We start from the raw sequence: 18,249 nt of genomic DNA on the forward strand, positions 1-18,249 counted from the left end.
GATGATAGGCCCATGGTTGCTTTCTATCGCGTTAATTACTGTGTTTATTCTCCTTTTGTGGCGCCGCCAGCGTCAAAAAGAGCGGCGTTTTATCAAACAGCTCGGCAAACAACTCGACAATCAGATAAAAGCCCGCGCGCCACTCGATCTCCCTTGGGTGCCGGTCGCTTTTTATGATTTGGTTAATAGCCTGGAAAAGTTGCTGCAGGCGCTTCCGCCACCTGTGGGGAAAGATAAACTCACAGGCCTTGCCAATCGGGTAGGGCTCAAGCGCAGCGTGACCGCTTTGATGCCGCTGCAGCAGGGGACTATGGTGCTGCTGGACATCTACCGTTTCCGTTACGTCAACGACCTGTTTGGCTTTGCCTTTGGCGATCAACTGCTCAAGCAGATGGCAGATCGCCTGCTGGGGTTGCAACATGCGCCCAGGTTATTGGCGCGAATGAATGAAGATGAGTTTTTGCTGTACTTTGAGCAACAACAGACAGAGGAGGATCTTCATCGGTTGCGGGGACGGCTACAGGTTCCTTTTGATATTAAAGGTACGCCTTTGAGCCTCCGCATCCAGATGGGCTATCTGGATTTGCATGCGCATCATACCGATCTCAGCTTGATGTTGCGCCGCCTGGATCTGGCGCTGAAAAAAGCCCGTAATAGCCGTGATCTGCTGGCCGGTTATCAGACGGGTGAAGACAGCATTCAAATGCGTGAGTTGGAGATCATCAATAGTCTACCCAAAGCGTTGAAAACCGGTCAGTTGTATCTGGTTTATCAGGCCAAAGAAGAAGTGAGCAGCGGCCTTTGCCGCCAGGTCGAAGCGCTTATTCGCTGGGAACATCCTAAATTCGGCGCCATTTCTCCAGCCGAGTTTATTCCGTTGGCCGAGTATTCCGGCATGATAGGCCTGGTGAGTCATTGGGCGCTTGAGCAAGTGATGTTACAGCAGCGTAAGTGGCGCAGTGGCGGCTTTAAAGTACGAATTGCACTTAACCTATCGGCGCAGGATCTCAACAACGGCTGTATGTTGCAGGAGATTGAACGCCAATTGCAAGAATACCAGTTGCCGGGTGATGTGCTGGCGCTTGAGATCACCGAGAGCAGCTTGATGGCCGACCTTGAGCAGGCGATTAAAATTTTACAACGTTTGCGGCAACTGGATATTCGTCTGGCGATAGATGATTTTGGTACCGGGCACTCGTCATTGGCCTATTTGAAGAATCTGCCGGTAGATGAAGTTAAGATCGATAAGGCGTTCAATGAAGAGCTGCTCAGTAACAGTAATGCCAAGCATATAATGCGCGCCAGTATCCAGATGGCCAAGTCATTGGGTTTTGAGGTTACAGTTGAGGGGGTTGAGTCGATGGCGCTGAAACAGGTGCTAATTTCTATGGGGGCCGACCAACTACAGGGAGATATTATCGCCAAACCCAAAACGGCGCCGGAATTGGAATACTGGTACGCTAAACACAGCATTCATGCCAAGACCGCAGGCTGAGTTCAAAGGAATTAAATCTGTTGTAGTTGAGCGCCCAATTGTTCAAGCAGCGTTGCCGGCATGGGGCAAAGTTGGCGCTGACGATTCATGCACACCATTTCCACTCGGCCGTTGACTGCTGCTCTGACAGCGTTTTCACGCCAGATCTCTTGCTCCCACACGGTGCGATATTTGCTTTCGAAGGCAAAACGGGTGCGGATATCCAGGATATCGGCAAACTCGACTCCCTCCTGACAAATAAGCTCGGAGCGATAAACGGCAAAGCCCACTCCCTCAGATTGCCACAGGCGTTTTAATTCGTTGGCACCTATGACTTGCTCACGGGCGCGTTCGAAATATTTCAGAAAATTGGGGTGATACACCACGCCGGAAAAGTCCGTATCTTCATAGTAGATCTGCAATTGAAAATGAAACCAAGGGCTGAAGCTGAGCTGCATGCAAATACCTGTAATTGAGTCGCGCCCGGCAGTTTAACACTGTGATAGGCAAAGATGAGCACTCAGAAGCGACCATTGTTGATTATTTGCTGATATTGACCGCTTTGTTTCATCTGTCGCAACCCTTTATCCAATGCCTTGGCCAACGCAGGTGAATCGGCGTCCTGCAGTGAGAATGCCAGGAATATTCGGCTCTGATGGTTGGGAAATGCCGGCAGAATCTCCTCTTTCACCCCCATACGTTTGATAACGCCTTCGGCTACCTTGTCGAACATAATGGCGGCATCGATACGATTGAGCAGCAAGAGATTGAGCAGTTGCTCCTGACTGGCAACCTGTACCAGTTGCAACTGTTTGCTCAGCTCGGAAAACTCATCGCCATATTCATAACCCTTGATAACCCCAACGACACTCCCCCTCGGAAGTTGCCATTTGTTTTTGGCACTCAGTGGCCGGTTTTTGTTGTAGTAGAAGGAGGCGTTGGCAATAAACAATGGCTCTTCACCGAACAAAAAAGCCGCCTCAGTACTGCGCTCACGAGTCACATTGAACACTCCTTGAACCTGTCCCTTTCGGGCCATCATCAAGGCTCTGGAGTAGGGCACCACCAAGCTTTCCACTTGGATATGTTCAATAGAAAAAGCCGCGGCTATCAGTTGGTGAGATAAGCCTTGCCCGGTTCTGTCGGCGAAAGGGGGCCAACTGTCTTCGGCGGCGAGTAAGACTTTATTCTGAGGGGTTGCCCTGGTTGACTCGGTAGGTAATATGCAAAGAAAACAAATTAATACAGTTATTATTCCAGATCTCATTCTCGTCCTTGGGTTGAGCGGCCCGGTTATAAAGACTAAAAATAGTACCTGAGTCTTAGTCTTTTCGATAGTCTCAGCGAGACAAGTTTTTGAGTTGTGAGCTTGGCGACATTTACGTTATACGGGTTTGCATTACAATAATCATTAGATTAATCTCATTAAAAATTTTCTAATGGATGAGGTAGTACCATGCCAGAAAAGATCATTGAACTCGAAACCAAAATGGGCAAAGGCTGGAAAGTGACGGCGCAGGTGCGTGAGCATACCTTGGTCATTGACCAAGCTTCCGCCGGTAACGAAGGAGCCAATCCGCTGGAGACCTTCCTGTTTTCTCTGGGCGGCTGTATTTCTGCTATTGCCAGAATGGTAGCCAGAGAGCAGAAAATCGATCTCCGGGGAATGAATATCAAGGTGCGTGGCGAGATGAATTCCGACGGGTTGCTTGGGAAACCCAGTGAGGATCCTGTTGGGTTTCGCCGTATTACCCTGGATGCCGATATCGATGCCGACTTGACGGCAGAACAAAAGCAGCAGTTTCTCGATACTGTCTGCCATCGTTGTCCCGTGCATGACAACCTGTTGAGCGCTTCCAGAGTAGAGCATCAAAGCGTCTGAGGCCTGAAGCTTCAATTGCTCTTGGCTTGAGCACAGCCAATCCTGACCAAGCCCGGGCTAAATAAAATAAAGCGCTGAACCAGGCCTGCTGCGTGAATACTGACAGGCTGACAGATAACCACTGACTCAGACGGCAAAATGCCGTTGCGCCTCCTACACTTGCAAGGGAAGATGCAAGTTCAGGGAGAACAGAGCAAAGGAGGCGAAAATGAGTTATATCGATGTGATGGTCGCTCCGGTTCCAACGGCCAAGAAGCAGCAGTATCTTGAGCATGCACGCAAGGCGGCGGGGCTGTTTAAGTCTCAGGGCGCTTTGGAGCTGGTAGAATGCTGGGGGGATGATGTCCCGGAAGGTAAGCTTACTTCCATGCCTATGGCGGTAAAGCGCCAGGATGACGAGACTGTGGTGGTTTCCTGGATCGTTTGGCCGGACAAGGCTACGCGCGATAGAGGCATGCAGTTCATCATGACAGATCCTTCCGTTTCCGAGACTCTCGGTGATATGCCGTTCGATGGCAAGAGAATGATCTGGGGCGGCTTTGAGATGCTACTCAAGGATTAGTTTTTCTTTGACGCCTCAATAAAACAAGGGATGCCGTTTGGCATCCCTTGTTTTATTGAGGCTCCTTATTGACCCAGACAGAATCAATCTGAACCTGAGCCTATGTTTATCTGCGCCTGCTGCCGGGCGATAGCGGCATTGAGCCTGTCTTTGACATGGCCGGGCGACTTGGTGTTATAGGACAAGAGTCGATACATGGCCGGGATTACCAACAGGGTGACAAAGGTCGCAAACGCCATACCGAAGAACACCACAGTACCCACTGCAATACGGCTCTCAGAGCCGGCACCGGTGGAGAAGATAAGGGGAATCGCGCCGACAATCGCGGTGAAGGAGGTCATCAGGATCGGCCGCAAACGCCGCGCCGAGGCATCGATAACCGCCTGTTCGAAGGCCAGCCCCTTGTCTCGCAGTTGGTTGGCAAATTCGACGATCAGAATACCGTTCTTGGTTACCATGCCTATCAACATGATCATCCCTATCTGGCTATAGAGGTTGAGTCCTTGTTGTGTCAGCCACAGACCAAGGAAGCCGCCGAATACCCCCATGGGGACGGTCAACATCACCACCAGTGGGTTGATAAAGCTTTCGAACTGAGCCGCCAGTACCAGATAAACCACCAAGAGGGCCAAACCGAATACCAGCAGCATGCTGCTCTGGTTTTCCTTGAAGTCTTTCGACTCACCTGTGTAGCTGATACTGATATCACCGGGCAGGGATTCAATCGCCTTGGCGTCGAGGAAATCCAGTGCTTCCCCCAGAGTGGCGCCATCCATGAGGTTAGCCTTGATGGTGATGGATTTTTGTTTATTGGTATGGCTCAGTCGCTGCGGCGAGGCGACTTCTTCGATATGCGCCAGGCTGTCGAGGGTAACCAGCTCGCCCTTGCTGGTACGCATATAGATCTGACTGAGGTCGCTCATGTTGCTGAACTGTTTTTCATCTCCGCGCACGTAGACATCATACTCTTCACCTCTGTCCACATAGGTGGTTTGTTTGCGGCCGCCGAGCATCACCTCCAGGGTTTCCGAAACATCGGCAACACTGACACCAAGCTCTGCCGCCCTTTGTCTGTCAACCGTGACCAGAAGCTCAGGGGTGGTTTCGGCATAATCGAGATCGGCGCCGCGCATCAGGCCGCTGCTGTTGGCCTCCTGTTGCAGCAGTTGTGCCCATTTGAACAGCTCTTTATAGTCGGATCCGCCGATCACAAACTGCACCGGCTCACTGGAGCGGCCACGGAAGCCGGGTAACATGGGACGCACCATCACATCGGGAATATCTTTCAATACCTGGGCTATCATCACCAGCGCCTGCTCGGCGTTGATATCCCTGTCTTTCCAATCCTCGAGCTGCATGATCACAAAACCTGTCTGATCACCGGCGCGGCCACCAAAGGCCGGCGCCTGCACACTGAAGGACTTGAGCACGCCCTGGCCCAGCAGCGGCATCAGCCTGTCCTGTACTATATCCATGTTGGCTGTCATGCGGTTATAGCTGGTGCCTTCGGCGCCCTTGATAAAGGCGAAGATCACCCCGCGGTCTTCCTGTGGTGCCAACTGAGCTGGAATATGGTTTACCAGCAAGGCACTGCCGCCGATACAGGCGAGGATCACCAAGGGCGCCGCAACCTTGTGACGTATGGCAATGGCCACCATGGCGCGATACTTAAGCTCGAGCGCCGCAAAGAAGCGATTCAAGGCGCGGTTGAAGGCGTTGGGTTTGACATTGGCCTTGAGCAACTGGCTGCTGAGTACAGGTGTCAGCGTCAGCGCGACCAGGGATGAGAACAGTACTGATACCGCCAGTAGCACGGAAAACTCGGTGAACAGTAAGCCGACCATGCCTTCCATAAAGGAGATGGGCAGAAATACCATCACCAATACCGCCGTGGTGGCAATAACGGCAAAACCCACTTCGCGGGTGCCCTTGTAGGCGGCCAGCAGCGGATCTTCCCCGCGCTCTATGTGGTGAAAGATATTTTCTACCACCACAATGGCGTCATCCACCACCAGGCCTATGGCCAGGATCAGTGCCATCAGGGTCAGCAGGTTGATGGAAAAGCCCATGAAGTAGGCGGCCATAAAGGCCGAGATCAGCGATACCGGCACAGTCACTGCCGGAATTAGCGTTGCCCGCAGCTGGCCGATAAAAATATACAGCACCAGCAGTACCAGCGCCGCCGTAATATAGAGGGTGTAATACACCTCGTCTATGGCCTGATCGATAAACACGGTCGAGTCGTAGTCCACATACAGCTCGGTACCGGCCGGCAGAAACTTTTGCAGTGCGTCCACCTGCTTGTAAACATCTTTGGCGACATCCAGCGGGTTGGCATCCGATTGCGGCACTATCCCCAGGCTGAGGTTGACTATGCCGTTGCTCTTGAAGGTGGAGTTCTCATTTTCGGCGCCGACAAACACTTCGGCCACATCCTTGAGATAAACCGGCGAGCCGTTTGCGCTGCTGACCTGCAGATAGTCGAACTGTTCAGGACTCAGATAGAGGCGGGCGGTGCGCACCGTCATCACAGTGGTGTCGTTACGCAGCTCGCCGCCGGGGGATTCCATATTCTCCGCCTTGAGGGCTGCAAGGATATCCTGCACAGTGACATTGCGACCGGCCATCTGCTCAGGCTTGAGGCGCACATACATCACCTTGTAGAGGCCACCTGAGATATCCACCGAGCTGACCCCCGTGATCAGGTTGAACTTATCTTCCAGTACCCGGCGGGAATAGTCGGTGAGCTGGGTACGATCCATCTCGCTGGAGCTCAAGTTGACATAGATGGAGGGCTCGCCCGAGCCGTTGTCTTTGGAGACTATCGGGTCGTTGGCCTCTTCCGGCAGCCGGCGCTGCGCCCTGGCCACCGCATCACGGACATCGCTCACCCCTTCGGTGAGGTTCCAGCCCAATTTGAAGGTCACTGTGATCCGCGACATGCCGTTGCGGCTCACCGAGGTGATTTCATCGATACCGCTGATGCCTGTCAGCTCATCCTCAAGGTTTTTGGTGACCTGACTCTCCATGATAGAGGCGCTGGCCCCTTCATAGGTGGTCATCACAGTGACGACCGGGCTCTCCACATCCGGCATTTCCCGCACCGACAGCTTGCTGAAAGACACCAGACCAAAGACACACAAAAGCAGGCTCAGCACTATGGCACTGATCGGCCGTTTGACCGAGACATCGGATAACAACATCAGTGAAGCTCCCCGGTCTGCTGTACTGCTTCGGCGGTCAAGGGTTTGACGCTGGCGCCATCACGAATATTCACCAGCCCCTGCACCACAATGCGATCTCCCAGGCTGACGCCATCTGTGATCAGCACCAGATGTTCGACCCGGGCGCCCAGATGCACTTCGGTGCGGTGGGCTATGTTGTTTTCATCTATGCGATAGACATAGCGCTTGGTGCCGGAATACTCCAACGCCTGCACCGGCACTACCGCCTGGTGCAGTGGTGGGAAGGTCAGGGTGGCCGATAACATCATGCCAGGTCTCAAGCGTTTGTTTTTATTTTTGAATTCCACTCTAACCCTGACATTGAGGGTATCCGGGTTGACTCTGGGATCTATGGCAACCACCTTGCCCTGAAATAGTTGGCCGTTCCAGGCACTGCTGCTGCCTTGAACCTGCATGCCGACACTCAGTTGCGACAGATAAGACTCGGGTACCTGCAGATCGAGCCGCAACAAGCTCAGATCATCGAGACTCAAGAGTTCGGTTCCCTGGCTCACCAGCTTGCCCTTGCTGAAATCCACCAGGCCCACTGTACCGGAAAAGGGAGCCCGCAGATGATGGTAGGAAAGTTCGGCCCTGGCCGAGGCCAGTCTGGCTTCGGCGATACTGACGCTGGCGCGTTGGGCATCAATTTCTGTCTGAGTAATGGCGTTACGGCCGATCAGTTTTTCATATTCGCCCAACTTACGCCGCTCATCGGCCAGATAAGATTCGGCTTCCATCACCGCCGCTTTGGCCTTGGATTCTTCCAAAACCAGCAAGAGCTCACCCGCCTTCACCTCTTGATTGGAGCGCACCGCGATAGCGTCTATCTTGCCGGCGACTTGAGGCGCTATGGTGACAGAGCGTTCAGCTTCCAGCTTGCCGATCAGAGTCAGGGATTGCGCCAGGGATTGCTCTGTGACTGTGGCGGTAATTACGGGAACGGCGGCTTTGCCCATCCCCATGCCTGAGCCGGGCTTTTTGACGGTATTTTCTGCCGTTGGAGTTAATAGGAGATAGGTGGCCACACAAAGGCCAAGGACCAGGAGTCCGATATAAGGTTTTTTCATTGTGTCCCATCTGATGCCGTTAGAGATCCGCTAGGATCTGATTGCCGCCTATTTTACGGGAGCCTCGAGCATAAAACTGGTAAATCAATGTAAAAAAGCGCAAATTCCGGTGCGAAAATGTGACTGAAAAACTTATCTTGGAAATGTTTGTCATCAGTCGAACTAAGCAAGGTGCGAACAAGTCCCATGTGTGCTCTGCGTCGACTTACAGGCCTGGATGTAAGGCGTGGTTCGCAGCAAATGGTCTAGTCCTTTGCAAGAAGCATTCCCTAAGTAAGTACATAAAGTGACCTTAATAGATGAGTCAGATATTTGGCTAAGGTCAATATTGTTTGTTTTTTATGAGGTTTGGTCGACACATTATTGATAATAATGTGAATAAATCTATTTATTTGTTGTTTGCTTGTTTTTTGCCGTGGTAAATAGAAGGCTAAAGAGATAAAAGCCTTATTTTACAGTCTAGTGTGTTGTTTGTCTCTCATCGAAAAGTGGAATAAACACAGGGTGAAATACAAGCTGGTTACCATGAATAAGCAAATATTTATCAGTCCTTATTGGCGTTTTGACGGCAAACAATTCTTAACCTTACTGCTTTCCTGTATTGGCAGTTTTATATTGGTCAGCCCGTTATTGGCCGATGACACAGAGCTCTATGTTTACGAGTCTTCATCGCGTACAGGTGCTCGACCGCAAATGCTGATTATTTTCGATAACTCCGTCAGTATGGGTAATTATGTATACGATGTGGATGAGAGTTATTTCCCCGGCGCAGGTGGTGGCGCCCTTGAGCCCAAGAAAGAGTTTATTTATTTCACCAAAGGAGCACCGGATTCAGATAATATGCCGGTTCCGGGTAAGCAGGATAAAACCTGGCGTTTTCTGCGCAGCAATAACGGCTGTCAAACCTCCTGGGAGTATCTGAATAAATATGGAATTTATACCGGGTTTGTTCGTGAGTACAGTTTCTCCGGGCAAAATGGCACCTGGAAAGAGTTGCCGGAAAATAATGGCGCCAATATCACTCTGGTAGATTGTTTGGAGGATATTCAGGATGAGCGTTATGGCAATGCGGCTGGGATACCCGATGGTTTGCCGCTGGATAGCGTTGGTAACCGCAATCAGGTGATCAGCTACACCCAGGTCAGCAATCGTTCGACCGAAGCGCAGAAGAAGGCGGCCAAGGACGCTGCAGGGCGTACAGGTTTTGGCACTGGCCGCGTGGTAACCCTCTATACAGAAGATTATTTGCGCTGGCATCACAGTGATAAGAAAAAGGTCACCAAGACACGTTTGCAACTGGCTCAGGAAGCGATTCAGAACGTGATTGTGACAACTCCCGGGGTAGATTTGGGGCTGGCCATTTTCAACTTAAACCATGATAGGGAAGGCATGCGCGATGGTGGGCGGATTATCTCCGGGATTAAACCGCAGAGTGCCGACAGTAAGATAGCGCTTATTAAAAGCGTCAATGATATTACCTTCGCCCAGAATACACCCTTGTGTGAAACTCTCTATGAAGCCTATCGATACTTTAGTGGCCAAGGGGTGTATTTCGGTGATGATGATAGTGATTACACTTATTACCGGCGTGATGAATGGGGAAGGCTCAGAGTCGTAGGTTATTATGATTCCGCCAATACCCCGCAGCAGGATATGAGCATTATCAAGAACGGCATTTATGAGTCGCCGTTCAAAAAGTGTCAGAACCAAGCCTATATAGTCTATATCACAGACGGTGAGCCGACGTTGGACAAGGCCGCCGACGGCTTGGTGCAGAGTATGACCGGGGGCAAGGATGCTTATGTGAGCAGTAATCGTCGCCGAAGTTATCTCAGTGCCCTGAGCAGTTGGATGGCCCGTAATGACGTTAACCCCAATATGGCCGGCAAACAGACGGTCAATACTTTTACCATAGGCTTCAGTGAGGGGGCGGCCAGGGCGGAAGCCTTATTGAGAAAGACTGCTGAAAAAGGCGGCGGCCGTTACTTCGATGCCCAGAATGCCAGCAAGCTGCAGTCGGCAATTCAGTTGGTGGTCAATCAAATTCTGGAAAAGAATGCCAGTTTCACCTCGCCCTCAGTGGCCAGCAACAACTTCAACAAGGTACAGACCTTTGACTCTGTGTATTACTCCATGTTCCTGCCCAACAAGGGCCCCCGTTGGCGTGGCAATCTCAAGAAATTCAGGGTGACAGGCACAGGGGATGTGGTAGACAAAAACGGCAATCCGGCCATTGCCGACAATGGCAATATCAATACTTCGGCCTGCTCTTTCTGGAGTTCTCAGGCCGTTTGCAACGCCGGTGGTGATGGCGACGATGTTACCAAAGGTGGGGTGGCCGAGGCCCTCTATAACCAACAACAGCGCACTTTCTACGGCAATTTTGCTGCCAAAGGTGGTTTGTCGCCCCTGACCAAGGTCGCGGCCAGCAGTTACGCCGGCGGCGAGGCCAAGCTGGCGCAGCATATGGGAGTAGATAAAAGCCAACTGCAGGATCTGTTCGACTGGGTTATCGGCAAGGATATTGACGATGACAACCAGAATAACAGCCACAGCGATAAGCGCCGTGACCTTCTTGGCGACCCCTTGCATTCCAAACCTTTGGCGATAGATTTCGGTTCGTCCGCAAAGAACCCGGATATCCGTATTCTGCTGGGCAGTAACCACGGTATGCTGCATATGTTTCAGGACAAAGGGGACTCGGTCAATGAGAGCTGGGCCTTTATGCCCTGGGAGTTTTTACCCAATCTGGCAACGCTCAGGGCCAACGTACCTTCCGGCGTGCATTCGGTTTATGGTTTTGATGGCTCACCCGCAGCTTATATCAAGCGCAGCGGCAACAAGATGGAGAAGGCCTGGGTATTTATGGGGCTGCGGCGTGGCGGCCGTGGTTACTACGCCATGGATGTGACCAATCCGGATAAGCCTAGTCTGATGTGGCATATCAGCGCAGACTCGGCCGGCATGAGTGAGTTGGGGCAAAGCTGGGCCAAGCCTGTGGTGACCACCATTCCAGGTCAGGGTGACAAGCCGGTACTCATCTTTGGAGCAGGGTACTCTCCGGCCAAGGATACTCTTGAGGTCGGTGGCGCCGATAGCCAGGGCCGCGGGGTGTTCATTCTGGATGCCGAAACCGGCAAGTTACTGCACAGATTTGGCCCCGGCGGTGATACGCCAATGCCGGGGCTGAGGGACAGCATTCCCAATTCGGTCGCGATTCTTGACAGCAATGGTGATGGCGTTACTGACCGTATCTATGCCACAGATACCGGGGCCAATGTTTGGCGGCTGGATATGGCCGGTGCCGACAGCAAACAATGGAGTGCCTTCAAGTTTGCTTCTCTTGGCGGCAGCACAGAAAATACCGACAGGCGCTTCTTTGCCGCCCCTGTGGTGGCGCAAACCATGTTTGGCAATCTGAGCGAGAACCGTGTCACGGTCAATGGCCAGTCAAAGATGGTGATTTCGGCGCAGCAAGTCCCTTACGATGCCGTGGTGGTCGGCTCCGGACTCAGGCCATCTCCATCGAACACCAGTCGCTCGGACATGTTCTTTGTTCTGCAGGACAGAAATACCCTCAGCCGGAGTTTCAAGGGCAAGGCAGTGCCTCAGGCACTGACGTTGGCGGATCTTTACGATGTGACTGCCAAGGCACCGGCTTCAGAGAAAGAGCACATCGCTTTTGGCCGTAAGCGTGGTTGGTATTACGACTTTACCCGCAATGGTGAAAAAAGCCTTGCCGATGCCAGTATCATCAAAGGGCGGGTTTTCTTTACCTCCTATGTGCCTGGCTCGCAGACTTCCAGCAACCAGTGTTTGGTTGCCGGGCAGGGCTACCTCTATGGCTTTGATCTGCACAAGGGCACCCGCAGTTTCACAAAAACCTATCTGGAGATGGGGGAGAGTGTCCCGGATACACCGCAGTTGGTTGTGCCGCCCAATATCAGCAGTGATGGCACTGTGGCCGATAGCTATATGTATTTGATAGGCATTGGCAATGCCGGCGAAAAGATGGAGAAGGTGAAGTCGGAACCAGGCTGCCCACCCGGCGATCACAAGTGTGTCGGCGGCGGCCCGTCTACCAACAAGATTTATTACTATCAGGCCAATTGAGGAGCGGATGATGAACAAGCTGATATTGCCTTTGGCCATACTCTTGAGCCTGCCTCTGGCTGCCGCACAGCCCAAGGGGCAACGTCAGGACTATAAGTGCCTGGTGGAAACAACAAGAGCGGCGCAGGAGATTATTCGGGTCTCTTGGGATCCGGCCAAGGCCGAGCTCTACCAGCGGCAGATGCCGGGAATGAAGCTGGAGCGGATAGGTAACCGCGGCAAACGCCATTATGTGCGTGAAGTGTTTGAGTGTGTGCCAAGAGAGCAGGCGTTTCGCTCGGACAGTGGCAGGCAGTTGGACGATTCTGAAGCCGGCCTGGGTTAAAGGAAATAAAAAACGGAGGCGTTTGCCTCCGTTTTTGTACGGTTTTTCTATTACTTGGTCATCCGCTTGTACTTGAGTCTGTGCGGCTCAATCACATCGGCACCGAATTGGTTTTTCAGCCAGGCCGAGTATTCTGTGTAGTTACCTTCGTAGAAGTTAACCTGCCCCTCGTCACGGTAGTCGAGGATGTGAGTACAGATACGGTCGAGGAACCAACGGTCGTGCGAGATCACCATGGCGCAGCCGGGGAATTCCAACAGCGCTTCTTCCAGTGCCCGCAGAGTTTCCACGTCCAGATCGTTGGTCGGTTCGTCGAGCAGCAACACGTTGCCGCCGGCCTGCAGCAGCTTGGCCAGATGCACCCGGTTACGTTCACCACCTGAAAGTGAGCCGATGATCTTCTGCTGATCGCCACCACGGAAGTTGAAGCGACCGACATAGGCGCGGCTCGGGATCTCCAGATTGTTGATCCGCATTATGTCCTGACCGCCGGAGATCTCTTCCCAAACCGTGTTCTTGTCGTTCATCGAGTCACGGAACTGTTCCACAGAGGCGATTTGTACCGTATCACCTATCTCGATTTCACCGCTGTCCGGTTGCTCGGCGCCGCTGAGCATTCTGAACAGGGTCGACTTACCGGCACCGTTGGCACCGATAATACCGACTATGGCGCCCTTGGGAACGCTGAAGCTTAAGTTGTCTATCAGAATCCGGTCACCATAGCTCTTGGTGAGATTGCGCACCTCAATCACCTTGTCACCCAGGCGAGGACCGGGCGGAATAAACAGCTCATTGGTCTCGTTGCGGCGCTGATAATCTGAGCTGTTCAGCTCTTCGAAGCGGGCCATACGGGCCTTGCCCTTGGACTGACGTCCCTTGGCACCCTGACGCACCCACTCCAATTCCTTGGCAATCGTCTTTTGGCGGGCGCTTTCGCTGGCGGCTTCCTGCTTCAGACGGGCATCTTTCTGCTCCAGCCAGGAGGAGTAGTTGCCCTGCCATGGGATACCTTCACCCCGGTCCAGCTCCAGGATCCAGCCGGCGGCATTGTCGAGGAAGTAACGGTCGTGGGTAATGGCGACCACAGTGCCTGAGTATTCCTGCAGGAAGTGCTCCAGCCAGGCAACGGATTCGGCATCCAGGTGGTTGGTTGGTTCGTCCAGCAGCAGCATCTCCGGCTTTTCCAGCAGCAGACGACAGATGGCCACCCGGCGACGTTCACCCCCGGAGAGCACCTCCACCTTGGCGTCCCATTCCGGCAGACGCAGGGCGTTGGCGGCGCGCTCGAGAATATTGTCCAGATTGTGGGCATCCTGGGCCTGAATGATGGCTTCCAGTTCGCCTTGCTCCTTGGCCAGGGCGTCGAAGTCGGCATCCGGCTCAGCATAGGCCGCATAGACTTCATCCAGACGCTTGAGGGCGTTTTTGGCTTCGCTGACGGCTTCTTCTATGGTTTCCCGTACTGTCTTGTTGGGATCAAGCTGGGGCTCCTGGGGCAGGTAACCTATCTTGAGTCCCGGCATGGGACGGGCTTCACCTTCAATTTCTGTGTCCAGACCTGCCATGATTTTCAACAGGGTGGATTTACCCGAGCCGTTGAGACCCAGGACACCAATTTTGGCGCCGGGGAAGAAACTCAATGAAATATCTTTGAGGATCTGCTTTTTGGGCGGCACTATTTTGCCGACCCTCAGCATGCTGTATACAAACTGAGCCATATTGTTTCTCTGTTGTCCTGAACTGAGTTTTCCTAAACTGGCGGCAGTTTACCAATTTGCCAGGGCTCCTGCCAGATGCGGCCGGATAGCGGCACCATTGTTCAGCAAATGAAACATAGTCATCTGCTGACACAAGGATTTTCATCATCCTGCGACTGGGATATTTGTCACACTCAGAGTAGAATACCGCGCAACCCTACCAATAAGATTTGCCAGCTGGAGTGACAGATGCTGAAGAAAAGTATGAACATTGCCGACTATGATCCTGAGCTGTTCAAGGCGATTGAGGATGAAACCCGTCGTCAGGAAGAGCACATTGAGCTGATCGCCTCCGAAAACTACACCAGCCCCAGAGTCATGGAAGCCCAGGGCTCACAACTGACCAACAAGTATGCCGAAGGTTATCCAGGCAAGCGTTATTACGGTGGTTGTGAGTATGTCGATGTGGTGGAGACTCTGGCAATTGAGCGTGCCAAGCAGCTGTTTGGCGCTACTTACGCCAACGTTCAGCCACACTCAGGTTCACAGGCCAACAGCGCGGTTTATATGGCGTTGCTGCAACCCGGCGATACCGTACTGGGGATGAACCTGGCTCACGGTGGTCACCTGACCCACGGCTCTCCGGTTAACTTTTCCGGCAAGCTGTACAACATCATCCCTTACGGTATCGATGAGTCCGGCAAGATTGACTACAGCGAACTCGAAACGCTGGCGCTGGAACACAAGCCCAAGATGATCATCGGCGGCTTCTCGGCCTACTCAGGCATAGTTGACTGGGCCAAGCTGCGCGAAATCGCCGACAAAATTGGCGCTTACCTGTTTGTCGATATGGCCCACGTGGCCGGTCTTATCGCTGCCGGTGTTTATCCTAACCCTGTGCCGCACGCCCACGTGGTGACTTCGACCACTCACAAGACGCTGGCCGGTCCCCGCGGTGGTGTGATTCTGTCGGCTGCCGACGATGAAGAACTGTACAAGAAGCTGAATTCCGCAGTATTCCCGGGCGGTCAGGGTGGTCCTCTGATGCACGTTATCGCCGGTAAAGCCGTGGCCTTCAAAGAAGCACTGGAGCCGGAATTCAAGACCTATCAGCAGCAGGTGGTCAACAACGCCAAGGCCATGGTTGAGGTGTTCCTCGAGCGCGGTTACAAGATAGTTTCCGGCGGTACCAGCAACCATCTGATGCTGGTGGACCTGATTGGCCGTGAGCTGACCGGTAAAGAAGCCGACGCCGCTCTGGGCCGTGCCAATATCACAGTCAACAAGAACTCAGTGCCTAACGACCCCCGCTCACCCTTTGTGACCTCCGGGGTGCGTATCGGTACACCGGCCATCACTCGCCGCGGTTTCAAGGAAGCCGAAGCCCGTGAACTGACCGGCTGGATCTGTGATGTGCTCGACAATGCTCACGATGACGCCGTTATCGAGCGCGTGAAGAGCCAGGTGCTGGAACTGTGCGCTCGCTTCCCTGTTTACGGTTAACCTTTTCAAGGGAATAGGATAAACTTCGATGGCCGCTGAATTCAGCGGCCATTTTTGTTCCTGCCATTTAGCAGCAGCCGCTGCCGGCAACTGAGCACCAGGAGGCATAATGCATTGTCCATTTTGCAGTGCGACGGATACCAAGGTGATAGATTCCAGGCTGGTGGCAGACGGTCATCAGGTGCGCCGTCGCCGGGAATGTACTCTGTGTCATGAACGCTTTACCACCTTTGAAGGTGCCGAGCTCGTCATGCCCAGAGTGATCAAGCGCGATGGCAGCAGGCAACCGTTCGATGAGGATAAGCTGCGCGGCGGTATGCTGCGCGCCGCCGAGAAACGTCCGGTTTCCATGGATAAGATTGAAGAGGCGATCAGCAAGATCAAGTCCACCCTCAGAGCCACGGGCGAGCGGGAAGTGACCTCGGAAATGATCGGCAACCTGATGATGGATCATCTTATTGAGCTGGATAAGGTGGCCTATATTCGTTTTGCCTCTGTGTATCGTGCCTTTGAAGATGTGTCAGAGTTTGGTGAAGCGATTGCCAAGCTGGAGAAAAAATAGGCTGTCAGTCACAGCCAACTGTTAAGTAACGGAAACCCCCATGTGGTCCAATACTGATATCGCCATGATGAGCCGCGCCATAATGCTGGCTCGCCGTGGCCGTTATACAACCCGCCCCAACCCCAATGTCGGCTGCGTCATCATAGATGCCGATGGCAAGATTGTCGGCGAAGGCTGGCATCAGCGTGCCGGTGAGCCCCATGCCGAAGTACATGCCTTGAAAATGGCCGCTGACAAGGCCCGCGGCGCTACTGCCTATGTCACCCTCGAACCCTGCAGTCACTATGGTCGCACCCCGCCCTGTGCCGAAGCCTTAATTAAACATGGCCTCAAGCGGGTGGTGGTGGCTATGACAGATCCCAACCCTCAGGTGGCCGGCCGAGGTATCGGCATGCTGCAGGAGGCCGGGGTTCAGGTGCAGAGCGGTCTCTTGGCTGAGCAGGCCAGAGCGTTGAATCCGGGCTTTTTATCGCGGATGGAGCGAAATCGTCCCTGGGTCACCCTCAAGCTGGCGGCGAGTCTCGATGGCAAGACGGCGTTGGCCAACGGCGAGTCCAAGTGGATAACCGGCCCCGAGGCGCGCCGCGACGTGCAAAGGCTCAGGGCCCGCAGCTGCGCTTTGCTCACCGGCATTGAAACCGTATTGGCCGATGACCCTTCCTTGAATGTCCGGCACTCTGAGCTTGGCAGCCTGGGTGAAACCCTGAGTGAGCAGGAGCTTATTCAACCGCTGCGAGTGATACTCGACAGCAACTGCCGTATGCCGCTCGATGCCAGGTTATTGAAGATTGTCAGCCCGGTACTCTTGGTCAGTTGCCGCCCCTATGAGGATGAGTTCCTGGCCGCTTTGCCGCCTTATGTCACCACATTGGTGCTGGCCGGTGAAGACAACAGAGTCGATATCACAGCGCTGCTGCAACACCTGAGCCAGAGCTGTAATGCGGTGTTGGTCGAGGCCGGGGCAACGCTTTGCGGCGCCTTTATTAGTGCCGGTTTGGCCGATGAGCTGCTGCTCTACCAAGCCCCGAAACTGCTTGGCGCCGCTGGCCGAAACCTGCTGGCCTTGCCCAACTATCAGCAGATAGCCGATACCCCGGCGATACGGGTAACAGATCAACGTAAGCTGGGCAATGATACCCGGCTTACTCTCAAGATAGGTGATTGAATGTTTACCGGAATAATTGAAGCTGTCGGTACAATACGGGCCTTGGAGCGCCGTGGTGATGATATTCGTCTGACAGTGGCCAGCGGCAAGCTGGATCTTGGCGATGTCCAATTGGGTGACAGCATTGCCACCAACGGTGTGTGTCTGACCGTGGTTGAACGCCTGGCGGATGGTTATGTGGCCGATATTTCGGCTGAAACCGTTAGCCTCACCGGCTTTGACCGCTACAGTGTCGGCACCAAAGTTAACCTGGAAAAGGCGGTCACGCCCAGCACCCGCTTGGGCGGGCACTTGGTCAGTGGCCATGTGGATGGTATGGCGCGGGTCATCAGCGTGACCCCAAGGGGCAAGGCGCTGGAGTTTTGGCTCGAGGCGCCTGCTGAGCTGGCCCGTTACATTGCCCATAAAGGCTCCATTACCATAGATGGCGTCAGCCTCACGGTCAACGAAGTCGATGGCTGTAATTTCCGCCTCACCATAGTGCCCCATACCGCCAGCGAAACCACTTTGCTTGATCTGCGTCCCGGAGTTCAGGTGAATCTGGAGGTGGATCAGATAGCCCGCTATCTTGAACGTTTAATGCAGCATAAAGAGGAAGGGCAGCCGAGCGAAGGCGTGACTATGGCTATGCTCGCCAAGGCCGGTTTCATGCGCTAGATGTGCGCAAGCACA

14 protein-coding genes are annotated in these 18,249 nt (G+C 53.5%); 9 read left to right on the forward strand and 5 right to left on the reverse strand.

Features of this window, described 5'->3' with window-relative positions; all coding sequences use genetic code 11:
* Position 1: 1 nt before the first annotated feature.
* Positions 2-1,495 (forward strand): putative bifunctional diguanylate cyclase/phosphodiesterase, encoded by a 1,494-nt coding sequence (locus SIL79_RS12270; RefSeq protein WP_039034242.1) that lies wholly within the window; start codon positions 2-4, stop codon positions 1,493-1,495.
* 11 nt (positions 1,496-1,506) lie between these two features.
* On the opposite strand, the gene SIL79_RS12275 is transcribed toward SIL79_RS12270, so the two are convergent.
* A complete protein-coding gene (locus SIL79_RS12275; protein WP_101095192.1) occupies positions 1,507-1,932 on the reverse strand; it encodes a thioesterase family protein in 426 nt (141 codons plus the stop codon).
* Between the two features lie 62 nt (positions 1,933-1,994).
* Positions 1,995-2,741: a substrate-binding periplasmic protein gene (locus SIL79_RS12280; RefSeq protein WP_052248088.1), complete on the reverse strand. Its 747-nt coding sequence runs from the start codon at positions 2,739-2,741 to the stop codon at positions 1,995-1,997.
* Positions 2,742-2,930: 189 nt separating this feature from the next.
* Between SIL79_RS12280 and SIL79_RS12285 the strand changes: the two genes are divergently transcribed.
* Together SIL79_RS12285 and SIL79_RS12290 are read left to right on the forward strand one after the other, a co-directional pair.
* Positions 2,931-3,356, forward strand: a complete 426-nt coding sequence (locus SIL79_RS12285) for an OsmC family protein (protein ID WP_039034245.1) — start codon at positions 2,931-2,933, stop codon at positions 3,354-3,356.
* A 208-nt stretch (positions 3,357-3,564) separates the two neighbouring features.
* Entirely contained in the window at positions 3,565-3,918 is a 354-nt protein-coding gene (locus SIL79_RS12290; RefSeq protein ID WP_162206959.1) for a DUF1428 domain-containing protein, read from the forward strand.
* 83 nt (positions 3,919-4,001) lie between these two features.
* Here the strand turns inward: SIL79_RS12290 and SIL79_RS12295 are convergent, their stop codons facing one another.
* Together SIL79_RS12295 and SIL79_RS12300 are read right to left on the reverse strand one after the other, a co-directional pair.
* Positions 4,002-7,121: a multidrug efflux RND transporter permease subunit gene (locus SIL79_RS12295; RefSeq protein WP_101095190.1), complete on the reverse strand. Its 3,120-nt coding sequence runs from the start codon at positions 7,119-7,121 to the stop codon at positions 4,002-4,004.
* Positions 7,121-8,212, reverse strand: coding sequence for an efflux RND transporter periplasmic adaptor subunit (locus SIL79_RS12300; protein ID WP_162206958.1), 1,092 nt, complete (start codon positions 8,210-8,212; stop codon positions 7,121-7,123). Before SIL79_RS12300 ends, SIL79_RS12295 begins: the two co-directional genes overlap by 1 nt.
* Positions 8,213-8,737: 525 nt before the next feature.
* On the opposite strand from SIL79_RS12300, the gene SIL79_RS12305 reads away from it, so the two are divergent.
* Together SIL79_RS12305 and SIL79_RS12310 are read left to right on the forward strand one after the other, a co-directional pair.
* The gene (locus SIL79_RS12305; RefSeq protein ID WP_162206957.1) at positions 8,738-12,325 is read left to right on the forward strand and encodes a PilC/PilY family type IV pilus protein; all 3,588 of its coding nucleotides are present in this window, start codon (positions 8,738-8,740) and stop codon (positions 12,323-12,325) included.
* 10 nt (positions 12,326-12,335) lie between these two features.
* Entirely contained in the window at positions 12,336-12,650 is a 315-nt protein-coding gene (locus SIL79_RS12310) for a TapY2 family type IVa secretion system protein (protein WP_039034255.1), read from the forward strand.
* Between the two features lie 50 nt (positions 12,651-12,700).
* On the opposite strand, the gene ettA is transcribed toward SIL79_RS12310, so the two are convergent.
* Entirely contained in the window at positions 12,701-14,368 is a 1,668-nt protein-coding gene (gene ettA, locus SIL79_RS12315) for an energy-dependent translational throttle protein EttA (RefSeq protein WP_025887609.1), read from the reverse strand.
* A gap of 228 nt (positions 14,369-14,596) precedes the next feature.
* On the opposite strand from ettA, the gene glyA reads away from it, so the two are divergent.
* From glyA to SIL79_RS12335, 4 genes are all read left to right on the forward strand, one after another.
* The gene (gene glyA / locus SIL79_RS12320; RefSeq protein WP_162206956.1) at positions 14,597-15,850 is read left to right on the forward strand and encodes a serine hydroxymethyltransferase; all 1,254 of its coding nucleotides are present in this window, start codon (positions 14,597-14,599) and stop codon (positions 15,848-15,850) included.
* 109 nt (positions 15,851-15,959) lie between these two features.
* Positions 15,960-16,412, forward strand: coding sequence for a transcriptional regulator NrdR (gene nrdR / locus SIL79_RS12325; protein WP_025009434.1), 453 nt, complete (start codon positions 15,960-15,962; stop codon positions 16,410-16,412).
* A 40-nt stretch (positions 16,413-16,452) separates the two neighbouring features.
* The gene (ribD, locus tag SIL79_RS12330) at positions 16,453-17,577 is read left to right on the forward strand and encodes a bifunctional diaminohydroxyphosphoribosylaminopyrimidine deaminase/5-amino-6-(5-phosphoribosylamino)uracil reductase RibD (RefSeq protein WP_039034257.1); all 1,125 of its coding nucleotides are present in this window, start codon (positions 16,453-16,455) and stop codon (positions 17,575-17,577) included.
* Entirely contained in the window at positions 17,578-18,234 is a 657-nt protein-coding gene (locus tag SIL79_RS12335; RefSeq protein WP_162206955.1) for a riboflavin synthase, read from the forward strand.
* The last annotated feature ends 15 nt before the right edge of the window (positions 18,235-18,249 follow it).

Source organism: Shewanella indica (genome assembly GCF_033842865.1).
Lineage (GTDB): Bacteria > Pseudomonadota > Gammaproteobacteria > Enterobacterales > Shewanellaceae > Shewanella > Shewanella indica.

What these genes read in the sequence shown, in the direction of transcription:
- SIL79_RS12270 (WP_039034242.1), top strand. Translation starts at nt 2, where the DNA reads ATGATAGGCCCATGGTTGCTTTCTATCGCGTTAATTACTGTGTTTATT.
- SIL79_RS12275 (WP_101095192.1), bottom strand. Translation starts at nt 1,932, where the DNA reads ATGCAGCTCAGCTTCAGCCCTTGGTTTCATTTTCAATTGCAGATCTAC.
- SIL79_RS12280 (WP_052248088.1), bottom strand. Translation starts at nt 2,741, where the DNA reads ATGAGATCTGGAATAATAACTGTATTAATTTGTTTTCTTTGCATATTA.
- SIL79_RS12285 (WP_039034245.1), top strand. Translation starts at nt 2,931, where the DNA reads ATGCCAGAAAAGATCATTGAACTCGAAACCAAAATGGGCAAAGGCTGG.
- SIL79_RS12290 (WP_162206959.1), top strand. Translation starts at nt 3,565, where the DNA reads ATGAGTTATATCGATGTGATGGTCGCTCCGGTTCCAACGGCCAAGAAG.
- SIL79_RS12295 (WP_101095190.1), bottom strand. Translation starts at nt 7,121, where the DNA reads ATGTTGTTATCCGATGTCTCGGTCAAACGGCCGATCAGTGCCATAGTG.
- SIL79_RS12300 (WP_162206958.1), bottom strand. Translation starts at nt 8,212, where the DNA reads ATGAAAAAACCTTATATCGGACTCCTGGTCCTTGGCCTTTGTGTGGCC.
- SIL79_RS12305 (WP_162206957.1), top strand. Translation starts at nt 8,738, where the DNA reads ATGAATAAGCAAATATTTATCAGTCCTTATTGGCGTTTTGACGGCAAA.
- SIL79_RS12310 (WP_039034255.1), top strand. Translation starts at nt 12,336, where the DNA reads ATGAACAAGCTGATATTGCCTTTGGCCATACTCTTGAGCCTGCCTCTG.
- ettA (WP_025887609.1), bottom strand. Translation starts at nt 14,368, where the DNA reads ATGGCTCAGTTTGTATACAGCATGCTGAGGGTCGGCAAAATAGTGCCG.
- glyA (WP_162206956.1), top strand. Translation starts at nt 14,597, where the DNA reads ATGCTGAAGAAAAGTATGAACATTGCCGACTATGATCCTGAGCTGTTC.
- nrdR (WP_025009434.1), top strand. Translation starts at nt 15,960, where the DNA reads ATGCATTGTCCATTTTGCAGTGCGACGGATACCAAGGTGATAGATTCC.
- ribD (WP_039034257.1), top strand. Translation starts at nt 16,453, where the DNA reads ATGTGGTCCAATACTGATATCGCCATGATGAGCCGCGCCATAATGCTG.
- SIL79_RS12335 (WP_162206955.1), top strand. Translation starts at nt 17,578, where the DNA reads ATGTTTACCGGAATAATTGAAGCTGTCGGTACAATACGGGCCTTGGAG.